This is a genomic window from Pseudonocardia nematodicida (genome assembly GCF_040105385.1).
GTDB lineage: Bacteria > Actinomycetota > Actinomycetes > Mycobacteriales > Pseudonocardiaceae > Pseudonocardia > Pseudonocardia nematodicida.
Map to the genome: position 1 here is coordinate 277,875 of NZ_JBEDNQ010000007.1, position 17,057 is coordinate 294,931.

At 74.1% G+C, this 17,057-nt stretch carries 11 protein-coding genes; 6 read left to right on the top strand and 5 right to left on the bottom strand.

Going from position 1 to position 17,057, the window contains the following annotated elements; all coding sequences use genetic code 11:
- Nucleotides 1-19: 19 nt before the first annotated feature.
- The 3 genes from WIS52_RS18520 to WIS52_RS18530 are packed head-to-tail and all read right to left on the bottom strand — an operon-like array spanning nucleotide 20 to nucleotide 3,324.
- A complete protein-coding gene (locus WIS52_RS18520) occupies nucleotides 20-1,249 on the bottom strand; it encodes an MFS transporter (protein WP_349299534.1) in 1,230 nt (409 codons plus the stop codon).
- A gap of 29 nt (nucleotides 1,250-1,278) precedes the next feature.
- Nucleotides 1,279-2,289, bottom strand: a complete 1,011-nt coding sequence (locus WIS52_RS18525; RefSeq protein WP_349299535.1) for a DNA topoisomerase IB — start codon at nucleotides 2,287-2,289, stop codon at nucleotides 1,279-1,281.
- A 36-nt stretch (nucleotides 2,290-2,325) separates the two neighbouring features.
- On the bottom strand, nucleotides 2,326-3,324 hold the full coding sequence (locus tag WIS52_RS18530; RefSeq protein ID WP_349299536.1) for a glycosyltransferase family 2 protein: 999 nt from the start codon (nucleotides 3,322-3,324) through the stop codon (nucleotides 2,326-2,328).
- Between the two features lie 403 nt (nucleotides 3,325-3,727).
- On the opposite strand from WIS52_RS18530, the gene WIS52_RS18535 reads away from it, so the two are divergent.
- Nucleotides 3,728-4,486 (top strand): ATP-grasp fold amidoligase family protein, encoded by a 759-nt coding sequence (locus WIS52_RS18535; protein ID WP_349299537.1) that lies wholly within the window; start codon nucleotides 3,728-3,730, stop codon nucleotides 4,484-4,486.
- A gap of 41 nt (nucleotides 4,487-4,527) precedes the next feature.
- On the opposite strand, the gene WIS52_RS18540 is transcribed toward WIS52_RS18535, so the two are convergent.
- A complete protein-coding gene (locus WIS52_RS18540) occupies nucleotides 4,528-5,913 on the bottom strand; it encodes a lipopolysaccharide biosynthesis protein (protein ID WP_349299538.1) in 1,386 nt (461 codons plus the stop codon).
- A 215-nt stretch (nucleotides 5,914-6,128) separates the two neighbouring features.
- Here WIS52_RS18540 and WIS52_RS18545 point away from each other — a divergent pair, with 215 nt between their 5' ends.
- From WIS52_RS18545 to WIS52_RS18565, 5 genes are all read left to right on the top strand, one after another.
- A complete protein-coding gene (locus WIS52_RS18545; protein ID WP_349299642.1) occupies nucleotides 6,129-7,373 on the top strand; it encodes an FAD-dependent monooxygenase in 1,245 nt (414 codons plus the stop codon).
- A 119-nt stretch (nucleotides 7,374-7,492) separates the two neighbouring features.
- The gene (locus WIS52_RS18550; RefSeq protein ID WP_349299539.1) at nucleotides 7,493-8,770 is read left to right on the top strand and encodes an FAD-dependent monooxygenase; all 1,278 of its coding nucleotides are present in this window, start codon (nucleotides 7,493-7,495) and stop codon (nucleotides 8,768-8,770) included.
- Between the two features lie 112 nt (nucleotides 8,771-8,882).
- On the top strand, nucleotides 8,883-9,929 hold the full coding sequence (locus WIS52_RS18555) for a hypothetical protein (protein WP_349299540.1): 1,047 nt from the start codon (nucleotides 8,883-8,885) through the stop codon (nucleotides 9,927-9,929).
- 104 nt (nucleotides 9,930-10,033) lie between these two features.
- Nucleotides 10,034-12,541, top strand: coding sequence for an ATP-dependent Clp protease ATP-binding subunit (locus WIS52_RS18560; RefSeq protein ID WP_349299541.1), 2,508 nt, complete (start codon nucleotides 10,034-10,036; stop codon nucleotides 12,539-12,541).
- A gap of 70 nt (nucleotides 12,542-12,611) precedes the next feature.
- Nucleotides 12,612-13,538: a cation diffusion facilitator family transporter gene (locus tag WIS52_RS18565; protein ID WP_349299542.1), complete on the top strand. Its 927-nt coding sequence runs from the start codon at nucleotides 12,612-12,614 to the stop codon at nucleotides 13,536-13,538.
- A 9-nt stretch (nucleotides 13,539-13,547) separates the two neighbouring features.
- Here the strand turns inward: WIS52_RS18565 and WIS52_RS18570 are convergent, their stop codons facing one another.
- Nucleotides 13,548-16,982, bottom strand: coding sequence for an ABC transporter ATP-binding protein (locus WIS52_RS18570; protein WP_349299543.1), 3,435 nt, complete (start codon nucleotides 16,980-16,982; stop codon nucleotides 13,548-13,550).
- Between the last annotated feature and the right edge of the window lie 75 nt (nucleotides 16,983-17,057).

The following is a 17,057-nucleotide window of genomic DNA, read 5'->3' on the forward strand; positions in this document are numbered from 1 at the left end:
ATGAGACAGTGGTCCGCTCTCAGTGTGACCCGGATGCCGGAGCGGGCCGGGACCGTCCGGCGAGCGCCCCGGCCGCGACGAGGACGGCGAGCCCGGCCAGCGGGACGACCAGCAGCCCGACCCGGAGCCCGGCGGCGTCGGAGATCACGCCGACGACCGGGGGCGAGGCCAGGAACCCGACCCGCATCAGCCAGGTCACCACGGTGAGGCCGGTACCCGGGGCGAGCCCGGGGAGCCGATCGGCGGCCGTCATCGCGGCCGGGACCAGGGTGGCGACGCCGAACCCGGCCAGCCCGAACCCGGCGATCGTGCCCGGCACGGTCGGGAACGCCAGCGCCGTGCCCATCCCGAGCAGCACGAACCCGCCGCCGGCCCGGGCCACCGCCCGCTGGCCGAACCGGTCGACCATCCGGTCGCCGAGCACCCGCCCGACGAACTGGCAGCCCTGCAGCGCGACGAACCCGAACCCGGCCAGTGCCGCACCCGCGCCGAGGCCCTGCAGATAGACCGCGGCCCAGGTCGCGCCGGCGTCCTCGACCAGCGTCCCGGAGTTCGCGATGATCCCGAACACCCCGAGCAGCAGGACCGTGCGCAGTCCGAGCCCGGCCCACGGGCGGCGCGCCGCCCCGGGTGCCTCCTCCGGGACCGGGGAGCCGCGTTCGGCGTCCTCCGGGCCGGCCAGCAGCAGCGGGTACACCGCGATCGCGATCACGACCGAGAGCAGCGAGGAGAGTCCGAGGTGGACCGCGATCGGCAACGCGACGCCGGCCGCGGCCGAGCCCATCAGCCCGCCGGCGACCGCGCCGACCGACCACCAGGCGTGGAACGAGTTGAGGATCGAGCGGCCGTAGCGCCGCTGCACCCGCAGCCCGTGCGCGTTCTGGGCGACGTCGACGATCGCGTCCGCCGCCCCGGCCAGGAACATCGCGGCCGCGAACAGCCCCCAGGTCGGGGCCAGACCGACCAGCGTCACGCCGAGCGCGATCACCGCCATCCCGAACGAGGCGACCCGCGAGGACCGGAACCGGGCGACGAGCGCGCCGGCGGTCAGCCCGGCCAGCAGCGCGCCGAGCGGGAACGCCGCGACCGCCAGCCCGAGCTCGGCGTTGCTCAGCCCGAGCGAGTCCTTGATCTGCGGGAACCGCGGCAGGACGTTCGCGTACACCAGCCCGTTGGTCGCGAACACCACCGCGACCCCGAGCCGGGCCCGTCGTTCCGTCCGCCCCGGTGCCGCCGTCCGTTCCGCCACGGGCGTCCAGGGTGCCCTACGGTGCCGCGCTACCCCGCCTCGGCCTCCAGCAGCCGCAGCACGGCCCGCTCGACGCCGGCCCGCATCCGCGCCTCACCGGCGTCCTCACCGATCCGCCGCAGCCCGTCGGCGACGGTGCGGCCGTTCTCGAAGGCGTGCACCACCCGTGGGTCCACGTAGGAGCTGCGGGCGACGGCCGGGGTGTTGCCCAGCGCGTCGGCGACCGCCCGCATCGCGGCCGCCTCCGCGCGGCGCAGCGCGGTCGCCGACGTCGGCGTCTCCTGCTCGGCCAGCGCGACGGCGGCGACCACCGTCGCGTTCCAGGTGCGCAGGTCCTTGGCCGTGTGCTCGTCGGAGGTGAGCGCGCGGAAGTGGTCGTTGACGTCGTCGGAGTGCACCTCGCGCCACACCCGCCCGTCCCGGTGGACGAGCAGCCGGTCGGTGTCGGGCCGCGCGCGCCGCAGGGAGCGGATCAGCCGCACCAGGCCGTCGTCGGAGATCCGGACGCGCCGGTGGATCCCGCCCTTGGCGGTGTAGGAGAACTCCAGCCCGCCGCCGCGCAGCCGGACGTGCTCCCGGCGCAGCGTCGACAGCCCGTAGGTGCCGTTCTCGGTGGCGTACTGCTCACCGCCGGTGCGGAACACCCCCAGGTCGAGGATCCGCATCGCCGCGCCGAGCACCCGGACCCGGCCGGTGCCGCGGGCTGCGAGGTCGGCGTCGACCCGCGTCCGGAAACGGGGCAGCCGGCGGGCCAGGCTCAGCACCCGGTCGTGCTTCTCGCCGTCGCGGTCGGCGTGCCAGCGCGGGTGGTAGACGTACTGCCGCCGTCCGGCCGCGTCGTAGCCGACGGCCTGGATGTGGTCGGAGTCCCGGTCGGAGATCCACACGTCGCGCCAGGCCGGCGGGATCACCAGGGCGTCGATCCGCGCGCGGACCTCCGGGGCGACGACGGTGCCGCAGGGGGAGTGGTAGCTGAAACCCCGTCCGCGCCGGCGGCGGGTGACGCCGGCGCGGTACGGCTCGGCACGGGTGAGTCGCACACCGGCGGGATACCCACGCCGGGCGCGACCTCACATTCAGTTCCTGAGGGCGCCGATCCGTCCCGCCGTCCGGAGCGCACCGGCCACACCCTTGTAGGCGCTGCTGCGGGCGCCGTCGCGCAGCGCGCGCAGCTGGCCCCGCCGCTCGCTGCCGGCGCTGTTCCAGGCCAGCAGGGTGCGGCCCCACGGGTCCCGCGCCAGCGCCGAGGTGCCGGCTTCGCGGGCGAGCATCGCCCAGCGGTCGCCGTAGTCGTCGAGCCCGTCGCGGTAGGCGAACACCGCGGGGCGGATCCAGGCCATCCCCGGATGCAGCCGGGCCATCGACGGCGCGTAGTCCGCGATCACCTTGTCCAGGCACTCGAAGCGCCGCGTGCGGTTGGAGCTGATCGAGCCGGTGCGCATCAGGCGCATGTCGAGCAGGAACCGGCGGGTGCCCCACATCAGCGGGAAGTTCGACGACGCGGCGATCCGCAGCCACATCTCGAAGTCCACGGCGGACGGCAGCGTCGAGTCGAAACCGCCGACCTGGTCGAAGCAGGACCGCCGGATCATCAGCGAGCTGCCGTTGTGCGGCGGGTTGTTCTCGACGAGCTGCTTGTCGATGTCGACCTTGCCGGCGGGCTGCCAGCGCAGCGCCACGACCTGCCCGCTCTCGAGCATCACCCGGGTGTGGCAGTAGGCCATGCCGACCCCGGGCGGGGCGGTGTGCATCGTCTCGAGCATGTGCCGCAGGAACTGCGGGTGCCAGCGGTCGTCGCCGTCGAGGAACGCGACGAACGGGGATTCGCTCTCGGCCAGCGCGCGGTTGCGTGCGGCGCCGGACCCGCCGTTCTCGACCTGGATCAGACGCACGCGCGGATCGCGTTCGGCATAACCCGCGACGATCTGAGCGGTGTCGTCGGTCGACCCGTCGTCCACCACGAGGTACTCGAATCGGGATTCGGTCTGCGCGAGGACGGAGTCGATGGCCTCGCCGATCCACGGCCCGACGTTGTACGCCGGGGTGATCACGGTCACGAGAACGTTGTTCCGCACGGCGGGCACGCTATCAAGCATCCGTCCGTGTCGATGCACCCCACCATGCACCCCGACGCGTTGCTCCGAAGGGCAACCGCGCTGGTCTGCGGCGCATCCGCGCTGGTCCGGAAGTGTGATGATCGTCTGCGAACCGGAACGTCTCCGGATCCGAACAAGTCGTGTGGCGGCCTTGCGCCGTGGTCGCGCTGCGTGATCTTGTGTGCACCTTGGGTGAGTCAACGTAGGACCCCGTGGTGAGTCGTGACCCGTGTCGCACTAGGATCGAAGAATGTCGTTCGACACCCGCGTGATGCTGTCCAGGCGGCTTCGTTTCCTGCCGCATCGCGCTTTCGCGATCGCGCATCACGCGTTGTTCCAGGGCGAGATCACGACATTCCGCAATCCTCGAACGTATGCGCAGTTGCTCGCGCGCAAGAATCTCGCCGAGCAGCCCGAACTCGTGCACATCACCGCGGACAAGTACCGGGTGCGGGAGCACGTCGCCGACCGCATCGGGGCCGAGCACCTCATCCCGCTGCTCCAGGTCGTCGAGCGGGCCGAGGACCTCGACCTGGCCGCGCCGGAGCGGCCCTACGTCGTCAAGGGCACGCACGGGTGCGACATGACCATCCTCGTGCCGCATCCCGACGCGGCCGACCACGCGGGCATCCGCGCGAAGGTCGCGCGCTGGCTGCGGACCGACTTCTTCCGCCACGGCTGGCGGGAGCGGCCGTACAAGGGTCTCACCCCGCGCGCGGTGGTCGAGGACTTCCTCGGCGACGGGACGAAGGCGCCGAACGACTACAAGTTCTTCGTCTTCCACGGCGAGCCGGCGATGGTCGTCGTCGACCAGAACCGCTTCGTGGCGCACACCTCGACGATGCTGCACCCGGACTGGGTGCCGTTCCGGATCTCCGGGCGGTTCGGCCAGGCGGAGGCGCTGCCGCCGAAGCCGGCGGGCTACGAGCGCATGCTCGAGATCGCGCGCACGCTGGGCAAGGACTTCACCTTCGCGCGGATCGACCTCTACGACCACGACGGACAGGTCTACTTCGGGGAGATCACGCACAACCCGGGCGGAGGGCTGGTGCGGCTGCGTCCGCGCGAGTTCGACCTCGCCCTCGGGGAGCTCTGGCGCAACGGGACCCCGATCCCGGAACGGTTCATCGACCGGGGCTGACCCCGTCCCGTCGACCGGCCCCGTCCCGGAGCCGGCCCGGCTCAGTCGCGGGCCCGGGGGATCTCGGTGGTCTCGGCGACCGGGTCGACGGGGTCGATCCGGCGGGTCGTCTCCGTGTCGAGATCGACGTCCCGGGCCGGGAGCGGGCTGGTGCCGCGCAGCCACCGCACCACGATCGGGAGCAGGAACGCCGCCAGCGCGAACTCGGCGGCCAGCCACGACCAGCCCACCGCCTCCAGGCCCATGACCGGGGCCAGCAGCGTCGTCCCGCCGATCACCACGACCGCGTGGAAGAGCTGTTGCGCCGCCAGCGGGAAGGTGCGGCTCGCGAGCCGGGACCGGGTCATCCACAGCGTGACGACCACCCGCGGCATGATCGAGGCCATCAGCAGCTGCAGCAGGAGCGTCGCGTTGTCGGCGTAGTCGCCGCCGTACAGCAGCAGCAGCCAGGGCGCGGCCAGGCCTACCGCCAGCGCGGCCGGGACCACGACGATCATGATGCGGCGCAGGATCGCCCTGGCCAGCAGGTGCGACCGGGACGGGTCCCGGGAGCCCTCGACCACCAGCGACGACATGATCGCCACGCTGAGCAGGTTGAGCGCGATGAACATCGTCTGGGCGGGCAGCAGGTAGGCGCTCTGCTGCGCCCCGAGCAGCGCGATGATCAGCACCGGCAGGAACGACGACGTCGCCTGGTTGAACACCTGGCCCATGTAGTCGCCGGCCATGTACCGGCGCAGGGTGCCGCCGTCCGGCGCCCCCGCTCCCGGTTCCGCGGCGGAGGACGTCACGTGCCGCGGCAGCACCCGGCGGGTGATCAGCAGCGAGAACGGCACCAGCAGCGCCAGGACCGGCGCCGACCACGAGGTGAACACGCCGTCGGACACCGAGGTGAACGACACCGCGACCAGCAGCATCAGCTTCACGACGCCGTAGACGCCGTTCTTCAACGCCACCCACACCGCCGAGCGGAGCCCGGTGAACACCTGGTCCTGCAGGTTGAAGATCGACCACGCGGCGGTGGAGACGACGAACCAGAAGCCGAACAGCGGCGAGACCCACAGCGGGTCGCCGGGGGAGTTCGTCAGGTTCAGGTAGGTCATCACCCCGGCGGCCGCCAGGGTGCCGAGCCCGGCCGACACCACGTACGCCCGGTTCACCAGCCGGGACGAGTCGTTCCCGGCGGTCGGCAGGAAGCGGATCAGGGCCTGACCGAAGTTGAGCGACGTCAGCACCGAGATCAGCATCATCAGGTTGACGAGCGCGGAGCCGCGGCCGACGTCCTCGGGCGAGTAGGTGCGTGCCGCGAAGATCCAGTAGAGCAGGCCGAACCCGGAGTTGACGACGGTGTTCAGCATCAACGCGTACGCGTTGCGGTAGAGCGGGTTGTTCATCTCCCGCCGTGCCGACCGGAGACGACCGGCCACGACGCCGCCCACGCTCACCAGGGGGCCGCGCAGTGCGTGGCGGGCGGGGCCGTCGGCGGGGGAGCGTACACACGACCACGCTAACGAGCCGTTCTCGATCGTAACGGTCCGGGTTCCCGGGACACCCCCTTGCACACCCGAACGGGGGCCGCAACCGCTGCGCTACCGTGCCTCCGACGGGGTGAACCGGTGAACCGAGGGGGCTTCAGTTGCGTATGGCGTGCGTCGGCGGCGGACCCACTGGCCTGTACCTGGCCATCCTGGCCAGGCTGCGGTCCAACGGCCGTGACGAGGTCGTCCTCCACGAGCGGAACGAGCCGGGACGCACCCACGGCTTCGGGGTCACCTTCGGGGAGGACCTGCTCGACGACTTCTTCCGCACCGACCCGCACGGCGCCCCGGCGCTGCGCCGCGCGTCGCGGCTGTGGAGTGACCAGATGGTCCGGATCGGCGACCTGCGACCGGTCCACCTGGGCGGCAAGTACGGCTACTCGATGGCCCGCACCACGATGCTCGACGTGCTGACCCGCCGGGCCGAGCAGCTCGGGGTGGATCTGCGGTTCGGCTCGACCGTCGGGTCCCGCGAGGAGCTCGACGCGGACGTCGTCGTGGCCTCCGACGGGATCAACAGCCGGTTGCGGACCGCCCGGGCCGAGCACTTCGGCACCGTCGTCGAGCCGGGCGGGAACCGGTACGTGTGGCTGGGCACCGACCGCGTCGTGGACGTGTTCACCTTCGCCTTCGAGCGCACCGACTCCGGCTGGATCTGGTTCTACGCCTACCCCTCGGCCGACGGGTCCAGCACCTGCATCGTCGAGTGCGCGCCGGAGACCTGGACCGGGCTGGGCCTGGACACCATGCCGGTCACGGACGGGTACCGGCTGCTCGAGTCGGTCTTCTCCGGCGCGCTCGGCGGGCACCGCCTGCTCCCGCCCGCCGGGCGGCCGGGGGAGAAGCCGTGGCTGCGGTTCCAGGAGGTGCGCAACCGCACCTGGCGCGACGGCGACCTCGTCCTGGCCGGCGACGCCGCGCACACCACGCATTTCGGCATCGGCTCCGGCACGGTGCTGGCCGTGCAGGACGCGGTCGCCCTCGCCGACGCGCTCTACGGCTCGCCCGGGCGCCCGCGCATCGACATGGACCCGGCCGGACCGGGCGGGCGCGGCGCCGCGCTGGCCGCCTACGACGCCCGCCGGCGTGCCGCACTGGGACCGGTGCAGGACATGGCCCGGCGCAACATGCAGTGGTTCGAGCGCGCCGGGCAGCGGCTGGAGCGGGGCGAGGACCCGGTCGAGTTCGCCTGGGCGCTGCTCGACCGGCGCGGCGACATGGGCCGCCTGCACTACCGGCTGCACCGGGCGACCCAGATCGGGCCGGTCCGCCAGGTCCGCCGCACCCTCACCTCGGCGCGCCGGGTCCGCCGGGCCGCGCAGCGCGGGGAGCGTCGCTCGGTCGGCTGAGTGGCGGAGTGGTCACTCTCGGCCACGAGGGGGGCTACCCCATGTGACCCCGGCGTCCGGATCGTCCCCTACGCTGATCGCCGGAGCCGTCATATCGGCGGTCCGGGAGGGACACCAGCGTGAAGATCGTCTGCGTGGGGGGCGGCCCGGCGGGGCTCTACCTCGGGATCCTCGCGCGGTTGCGCTCGGGCGGACGGGCGGAGGTCGTCGTCGCCGAGCGGAACGCCCCCGGCACCGCGCCCGGCTTCGCGGTCACCCTCGGCGAGGACATCCTCGACGAGCTCTACCGGACCGACCCGGTCGGCGCCGAGGGCGTCCGGGCCGCCGCGCACGTCTGGGGGGACCAGGTCGTCGAGGTCGGCGACGAGACCGTGCACCTGGGCGGCCGGTACGGCTACGCGATCGGCCGGGCCCGGCTGCTCGAGGTGCTGACCGCGCGCGCCCGGCAGGTCGGCGTCGACCTGCGGTTCGACACGACCGTCGCCGCGGACGGTGATCTCGAGGCCGACCCGCTGACCGCCGGCGCGGACGTCGTCGTCGCCGCGGACGGGATCAACAGCGCGATCCGGTCGGCCCGCGCCGACGCCTTCGGGACCCGGATCGCGCACGGTGCGAACCGCTACGTCTGGTTCGGCACCACGAAGCCCTTCGAGGCCTTCACCTTCGCCTTCGAACGCACGCACGCCGGCTGGATCTGGTTCCACGCCTACCCTGCGGCCGACTGCCTGAGCACCTGCATCGTCGAGTGCGCCCCTGAGACGTGGCGCGGCCTCGGCCTGGACGGCATGCCGGGCGACGAGGCCATGCGCACCCTCGAAATGATCTTCGGGCGGGCTCTGGAGGGGCACGAGCTGGTCGCCCCGCCCGGCATGGGCTCCTCGCCGTGGTTGCAGTTCCGCGAGGTCCGCAACACCTCCTGGCGGGACGGCCACGTCGTGCTCGCCGGCGACGCCGCGCACACCACGCACTTCGCCATCGGGTCCGGCACCGTGCTGGCCGTCGCCGACGCGATCGCCCTGGCCGAGGAGCTCTTCCCGGACCCGGAACCCGGCGATTCGGACGCCCCGGTCGCCGTCACCGACGTCGAGGCCGCGCTCGCCGCGTACGACGCCCGCCGCCGCACCGCCATGGCCCCGATCCAGGACATGGCGCGGCGCAGCATGGAGTGGTTCGAGGCCGTGCCCGAGCGCCTCGAGGGTGCGGGGGCCGTCGACTTCTCCTGGTCGCTGCTGGACCGCCGCGGTGACCAGGGCCCACTGCACCGGCGGCTGCACGAGGTCACCCAGATCGAACCGGTCCGCCAGGTCCGGCGGCAGCTGACACTGGCTCGGCGGGTGCGCAGGGCGCTGCGGCGGGGCGAGATCGATCCGGTCGGTGCCATCACCGGCTCGTCCTGACACCACTCTCCTGCGCGGTGTCGAACACGCTCGGTGAACCTTCCTGATAATCCTGTGTGAACGTTCCGTCATACTTGCCCGAAACGGGTCCGGATCGACCACTCTCGGGTGAGTGTCGGTGTTCCGCGCGGTGTTCCGCCGCCGGCCGGCCGCGGACGGGGGAGCAGTGGGGGAGCGAGGCGCGCGCCACAGCACCGCCGTGTGGGTCACGGTGGCCGTCGGCGCGGTGCTGGCGGCGACCGGTGCCGTCCTGGTGGGTGATCCGCCGGCCGGGGCCGACGCGCCGACCGCGACGCGGGCGAGCCTCACGACCGACTCCGCGACCCCACTGCGCGGTGCCGCCGCGCCCGCGGCCGCCCCGGACCTGCTCGCCGAGCTGACCCGGCCGGTCCCGGCGGGCGTGCCGGAAGCCGCGCCGGCTCCCGCGGCCCCCGAGCTGCTCGACCAGCCGGCCGGGTCGCTGCCGGTGGCCCGGGAGGGTGAGGACGGGCTGCAGATGTCCTGGGCGCTGCTCGACACCACCGGCGAGGACCCGGCCGGCGGGACGCCGCGCTGGACCGGCTCGGCGAACGCCGCCACGCACCGCACCGAGTCCGAGTCCACGATCAAGGCGTGGCTGTCCATGGACACCCTGCGCGCCGCCGCCGAGGCCGGCCGGGCGGTCACCCCCGCCGAGCGCGCCGACATCTCCGCGGCGGTCCGCGCCAGCGACAACTCGGCCACCGAACGGATGTACCGGGCGAACGGCCGGGAGGCCGCGCTCGCCCGGCTGCAGCCCGAGTGCGGGGTGGACGTCGCGACCTCCCGTCCGGGGTGGTGGTCGTTCACCCAGCTCTCCGCGGTCGACGCCGCCGCGATCCTGGCCTGCGTGCGGGAGCGGGCCACCGAGTGGCCTGGCGGGGAGGAACTGCTGGTCGACCTGCGCGCGATCACCCCGGACGGCCGGTCCGGGGTGCACACCCGGTTCGGGCCGGACGTCTCGGAGAAGAACGGCTGGACGCAGCACGGCCGCGGGTTCTGGAACGTCAACTGTGTGCTGGCCGACGACGACCGCGCGCTCGCCGTGCTCACCACCTATCCCGACGACCGCGGGGTCGACTACGGCTGGGGTGTCTGCCGGGACGTCGCCGACGACGTGCTGGCCGCCGACTCGCGGTGATCCCTGCCGTGGTCGCCCGCCGTCGCTGAGCCGGGCGTCGGCCGTTTCGCCCGGGGGTGGCCCGGGAAGGTCTCTCGTCGGCCGTCCCCGACGAGAGGCGAGTGATGACCGGCTTCTTCTCCTCCGGTGGACCCGGCGACCCTCGCGGACCGGTGCACCGGATCGACCTGACCCGGCTGATGAGCGCGGGCGCACGGGAGATCATGGCGCGGGCCGCCCAGGAGGCGATGCAGCGCGGTGACGCCGACCTCGACGCCACGCACATCCTGCTGGCGTGCGCGCGCAGCGAGAGCACCCGGCAGTGGATCACCAGGGCGGGCGGTGACCCGGACGTCATCGCGCGCACGCTGGAGGAGCGCCTGCCCCGCACCGACACCGAGGACGCCCGCCCGCCGTCGCTGACCCCGTCGGCGAAGCGGGCGCTGCTCGACGCCCACCAGATCTCGCGGTCGCTCGGCTCGTCCTACATCGGACCGGAGCACCTGCTCCTGGCGCTCGCCGGGAACGAGGAGTCCGCGGCCGGACGGCTGCTGGCCCGCTCCCGCTTCACGCCGGGCTCGATGACCGGCGCCGGACCGCAGCCCGGGCCCGTCGCCGATGCCGAGCCCCCGTCGGCCACACCCACCCTCGACCGCTACGGCCAGGACCTCACGGCCTCCGCGCGCGACGGGAACCTCGACCCGGTGATCGGCCGCGAGGACGAGATCGAGCAGACCGTCGAGGTGCTCTCGCGCCGCACCAAGAACAACCCGGTGCTGATCGGCGAGGCCGGCGTCGGCAAGACCGCGGTGGTCGAGGGCATCGCCCAGCGGATCGCCGACGGCGAGGTCCCCGACACCCTGCGCGGACGCCGGGTGGTACAGCTCGACCTGTCCGGCGTCGTCGCCGGCACCCGCTACCGGGGTGACTTCGAGGAGCGGATGCGGACGCTGATCGAGGAGATCCGCGAGCACACGAACGACCTGATCGTCTTCATCGACGAGCTGCACACCATGGTCGGCGCCGGGGCCGGCGGGGGAGGCGGCGAGGGCGGCGGCGCGCTGGACGCCGGCAACCTCCTCAAGCCGGCGCTGGCCCGCGGGGAGCTGCACGTCATCGGCGCCACCACGCTCGACGAGTACCGCCGGCACATCGAGTCCGACGCCGCGCTGGCCCGCAGGTTCCAGCCGGTGCTGGTGCCCGAGCCCTCGGTCGAGGACACCGTGGCGATCCTGCGCGGGCTGGCCGACCGGTACGAGGCCCACCACCAGGTGAGCTACACACCCGAGGCGCTGCGCGCGGCCGTCGAGCTGTCCGACCGCTACGTCACCGAGCGTTTCCTGCCGGACAAGGCGATCGACCTGCTCGACCAGGCCGGGGCCCGGGTCCGGCTGCGTACCCGGACGCCCACGGTGGACCGCCGGGAGATCGAGCAGCGGATCGACCAGCTGACCCGGGACAAGGACCAGGCCGTCGCGCACGAGGACTACGAGAAGGCCTCCCAGCTGCGCGACGAGATCACCGAGGCCCGCGTGCAGCTCGCCGCGGACCCGGCCGATCCGTCCGGCAAGGCACCGGTGGTCGGCGTCGAGGACATCGCCGAGGTCGTGTCCCGCTCCACCGGCATCCCGGCCGCCCAGCTCACCGAGGCCGAGCGGGACCGGTTGCTGCGGCTGGAGGACGAGCTGCACCACCGCGTCGTCGGGCAGGACGCCGCCGTGACCGCGGTCGCCGAGGCCATCCGGCGGTCCCGCTCCGGGCTCGGCGACACCGACCGCCCGGTCGGCAGCTTCCTGTTCCTCGGCCCCACCGGGGTCGGGAAGACCGAGCTCGCGCGGGCGCTGGCGGTGGCGCTGTTCGGCGACGAGGACCGGATGGTCCGGCTCGACATGAGCGAGTACGGCGAGCGGCACACCGTGGCCCGGATGGTCGGCGCCCCGCCCGGCTACGTCGGCTACGGCGAGTCCGGCGAGCTCACCGAGGCGGTGCGCCGGCGGCCGTACTCGGTGCTGCTGCTCGACGAGATCGAGAAGGCGCACCCGGACGTGTTCAACGCCCTGCTCCAGGTGCTCGACGACGGCCGCCTCACCGACGGCCAGGGCCGCACCGTCGACTTCCGGCACACGGTGATCATCATGACCTCGAACGTCGGGTCCGAGCTGATCACCGGGCACGGGATGACGCTGGGCTTCGGCTCGCCGGCCTCCGCCTCGTCGTCGGCATCGGCCGAGGAGCGCGAGGACGCGGTGCTGCGCGACCGCCTGCTGCCGCGGCTGCGCGAGGTGTTCCGGCCCGAGTTCCTCAACCGGATCGACGAGACGATCGTCTTCCGGCGGCTCGACACCGACCAGCTCGCCGAGATCACCCGGCTGCTGCTGGCCGACACCCGTGACCGGCTCGCGCGCCGCGACATCACCCTGGAGATCGCCGACGACGCCGTGCGGCTGCTCGCCGAGCACGGCTACCAGCCGGACTTCGGGGCCCGCCCGCTGCGGCGGACGATCCGGCGGGAGCTGGACAACCCGCTCTCGTCGATGCTGCTCGACGGCCGGATCGAGCCCGGCGGCACGGTCCGCGTCGGCGTCCGGGACGGGGAGCTGACCATCGAGTCCGCCGAGCCCGCGACCCTCTGACGGCCGCCGGGCCGCACCGGAGGCCCATCCGTTTAGACATGCGAATACATGCATGGATAAGGTGGCCGGCATGGGGCACGGACACGGCCATGGCGCCGGGGGGCACGGACACGCCGGCGCCGGCACCGACCGGCGGCGGCTCGCGACCGCGCTGGGCATCACGCTGGTCACCTTCGTCATCGGGGTCGTCGGCGTCGCGCTCACCGGGTCGCTGGCACTGCTCGCCGACCTCGGTCACCTCCTGACCGACGCCGGCGCGCTGGTCGCGGCGCTGATCGCGGCGATCCTCGCGGCCCGCCCCGCGACGAACCACCGCACCTACGGGATGGGCCGCGCCGAGGTCCTGGTGGCCGCGGTGAACGCGCTGACCCTCATCGCCGTCGTCGGCTGGGTCGCGGTCGAGGCCGTCCAGCGGCTCTACGAGCCGGTCGAGGTCCCCGGGACCCCGATGCTGGTCGTCGGCGTGCTCGGGCTGGTCGGCAACGTCGTCGCGCTGTACGTGCTGTCCGGCGGCGACCGGCGCAACATGAACATGCGCGGGGCGATGCTGCACGTCCTCGGCGACGCACTCGGTTCGGTCGGCGTCCTCGCCGCCGCCGTGGTGCTGATGACGACCGGCTGGGCCTATGCGGACACGATCGCGTCGCTGTTCATCGTCGCGATCATCGTGCCGCGCGCGGTGCAGCTGCTGCGCGAGGCGTCGCACGTGCTGCTGGAGGGCGCTCCGAAGGGGATCGACGCGGCCGAGGTCCGGGCGACCCTGCTCCGCGTGCCCGGGGTGACCGACGTGCACGACCTGCACCTCTGGGCGATCAACGACCGGACCCCCGCGATGTCGGCGCACCTCGTGGTCGACGAGGCCGTCTCCGCGCACTGCGGCGACGACTCGGTGCTCGACCGGGCCGCGCACGCGCTGCGTGAGCGGTTCGGCCTGGACCACACGACGCTGCAGGTGGAGCACGGGGCGCACGTGACCCACGAGAACCACTGCGGGTGATGGAGGGACTCACCCGGCCAGGTGCGACCACCGCGCCGCCAGGTCGTCCCACGGCCCCTCGTCGGCGACCCGGCCGCCGTCGAGCACCAGCACCCGGTCGGCCCGGGCCAGCGCGGCGTGCTTGGTGCTCGCCCCCACGACGGTGCTGCCGCGGTGCCGCAACGCCGACCACAGCTCGATCTCGGTGCGGACGTCGAGCGCCGACGACACGTCGTCGGCCACGATCAGCTCGGCCCGGGTGGCGAGCGCCCTGGCCATCGCCAGCCGCTGCACCTGCCCGCCGGACAGCCGGATCCCGCGGTGCCCGACGACGGCGTCCGGGCCCCCGGCGTCGGCGACGTCGCGGTCCAGCCGGGCGTCCGCGACCGCGTTCGACACCGGGCGGTGGTGGCCGAGCGCGATGTTGTCGTCGAACGTGCCGGACAGCACCCGCGGCACCTGGGACACGTACGCGACCTGGCCGGGCCGCAGGAACCGCTGCGGGTCGTCGACCGTCCGGCCGTTCCACCGGATCTCGCCCTCGTGCTCGACCAGGCCGGCCAGCCCGGCGAGCAGGCTGGACTTCCCGGACCCGACCTGGCCGGTGACCAGCACCAGCGACCCGGCGTCCACGTGGAGGTCCACTCCCTCGACGCCGACGGTGCCGTCGTCGTGCACCGCGGTCACCTTCTCCAGGGTCAGCCGCCGCAGCGGCTCCCGGGTCGCGGGCTCGGGTTCCGGCGCGGTCCCCGCGACCAGGTCGACGCCGGGCGGCAGCCGGGTCGGGTCGGCGGCCCCGGCGAACGGCGCGATCGCAGCGAGCCAGCGGCGCGCGATCGGTGTCTCGACGACCGCCGCCGCACAGACCTGGCCGAGGAACCCGGCTCCACCCAGCGTCGTCGACACCAGCAGCGCTATCGCCAGGTTCCAGGTGCCCGTCAGGTAGAGCGCCCAGGTGAGCACCACGGCCGACTGCGCGAGCACGCCCGGTACGCCGTCGAGCAGGGTCCGGATCCGCTGCTCGCGCACGGTCGACCGGACCCGGTGGGCGTCGACGTCGTCCAGGTGTGCCCGCACCGCGCCGGTCGCGGCGGCCAGCTTCACCGTCCGCGCGGCTTCCAGCGACGATCCCAGCGAGGTGCCGAACCGCGCCCGCGCGTCGGCGGCGATCCGCCCGGCGCGCCCGGCGTACGGCGCCCCGACCGCCGCGGCCCCCGCGCACAGCAGGAGGAACCCGGCGATCACGGCCGCCACCCGGACGTCGCCGGAGACCAGCCCGGCGATCAGCGCGACGACGCCGGCGTTGACGACGTCGATCCACCGGTCGACGTAGAGCAGCAACCGGTCCGAGTCCAGGGTGCGAGCCACAACCTCCCCGGCGGGCGCCCGGGACGGGCGCTCCTGCATGGTCTGCCCGCGCAGCACGGCCAGCCGCAGCCGCAGGGTCACCGCGGACCACCAGCGCGGGTAGACCCGGAACGCGACCGCGATCCAGACCGGATACAGCAGCAGCAGCCCGGTCAGCGCGACCGCCGGGCCCCACGGCTCGCCGCCGGCCTGCAGCGCGCCGGCGACCTGCCCCCACAGCCAGGCGGTGACGACACCGCCCGCCCCGGCCAGCGTGGCCAGGAAGAACATCAGGGCTCCGGTGACGCCCCAGCGCTTGTGGGCGAGGGCCAGCCGCAGCACCACCCGCCACAGCGGGGGAGCGGCGGCGGGAGCCGGGCTCGGGACCGGGCGCCGCGGCCCCCGGCGCAGCAGCCCGTCTCCGGCGGTGGGCGGGTCGCCGGGAGTGCCGCTCTCGGCCAGCAGCTCCGCGTAGCGCCCGGGCTCACGCTCCAGCTGCTCGCGGTCCCCGTGCTGCAGTACCCGACCGTCCTCCAGCACACAGACGGTCTCGGCCCGCCGCACCGTCGAGAGCCGGTGCGCGACGACGATCCCGGTCCGCCCGGACAGCAGCGCCCGGGAGGCCCGGACCACCCGCTGCTCGGTGCGCGGGTCCATCCGGGCGGTGGCCTCGTCGAGCACGACGACGGCGACGTCGCGCACCAGCAGCCGGGCGAACGCGACGAGCTGCTCCTCACCGGCCGAGAGCGTGACCCCGCCCCGGCCCAGCCGGGTGTCGAGACCGTCGGGCAGTGCCGCGACCCATCCGTCGAGATCCAGTGCGGAGACCGCGGCCGCGACCGCGGAACGCGGCACGGCCGGGTCGAGCAGGGTGATGTTGCCGGCGAGCGTGGTCGCGAGGATCTCGGTCCGCTGGGTGACCACGCCGACCGCGCGCCGCAGGTCGTGCAGGGCGATGTCCCGGACGTCGCGCCCGCCGAGCCGTACCTGTCCGCGCGGCGGTTCGAGTGCCCGGGAGAGCACCTTGGCCACGGTGGACTTCCCGGACCCGGTGCGCCCGACCAGCGCGCAGGTGGTCCCGGGCCGGACCGTCAGGTCGACGCCCCGGAGGTGGAACCCGCCGTCGTAGCCGGCGGTCAGGCCCCGCAGCTCCACGCCGAGCAGACCGCCCGGGACCGGTGCGCCGCCGTCCGGCTCCCGCTCGGCGGCGAGCAGCGACCGGATCCGGGTCAGCGCGCCCAGCCCGGCCTGGATGTCCGGCATCCGGTCGACGACCGCGTCCACCTGGGACACGAACGCGGTGACCAGCACCCACAGCGTGATCAGCGCGGCGATCCCGCCGGGGTCGCCGGCGACCAGCCACACACCGCCGATCGCGACCGCACCGAGCAGGGCGTGCGCGACGAACCCGGTGCGCAGCCCGACCCGGGTCGCGGCCGTCGACACCGCCCACACCCGCACCAGCACCGCGGCGGCACGCTCGGTGTAGGCGCGGACGACGTGGGCCTGCCCGAGGGACGTGCGGACGTCGTCCTGCCCGGCGACGGTCTCCTCCAGCTGCGCCGAGTGGTCCGACCAGGCGGCCTCCTCGGCGGCCTTGGCACGGGCGATCACCGGCGTGAGCGGGCGCGCCACGAGCACGATCAGCGCCCCGACCAGGGGGAACGCGATCCAGGCCGGCCAGAACACAAGCCCGGCGACGATCCAGGCGAGCACCGAGCGCAGCAGCGCGCGGCCGGTCTCCCAGCCGACCCGGCGCACCAGCGTCGCGAGCTGGCGGGAGTCGTCGTCGACCCGGTCGAGCAGCTCGCCGACGGCCTGGTCCTCGAGCCGGACCAGTGGCTGGGCGAGCGCGGCGTCGACCAGGTCGGCGCGCAACCGGCCCTCGGCGCGGGTCACGACGCCCGAGAACGCGACCCGGCCGATCGTGTCCAGCACCGCCGCGCCGACCAGCAGCAGGCCGAGGGTGACGACCAGCGCCGTGGTCGGTCCGGCCGCGACCCGGCCGACGACGGTCGCCGAGACCGCCTCGGCCGCCGCGGCGACGACGGCGGCGACCACCGCGACCACGGCCGCCGGCCCGCTGAGCCGCCGCCAGGACAACGCCTGCGCGCGCACGTCCGCACCCCCCGGAGATCGGACCCTCGAACAGGCCCGGGATCTCCGGGGTGGTCGGTCCGGAGTCGACGCTAG

Bases quoted from the DNA above. Each gene is read 5' to 3' on its own strand.
- WIS52_RS18545 (WP_349299642.1), top strand. From the start codon at position 6,129: ATGGCGTGCGTCGGCGGCGGACCCACTGGCCTGTACCTGGCCATCCTG.
- WIS52_RS18560 (WP_349299541.1), top strand. From the start codon at position 10,034: ATGACCGGCTTCTTCTCCTCCGGTGGACCCGGCGACCCTCGCGGACCG.
- WIS52_RS18565 (WP_349299542.1), top strand. From the start codon at position 12,612: ATGGGGCACGGACACGGCCATGGCGCCGGGGGGCACGGACACGCCGGC.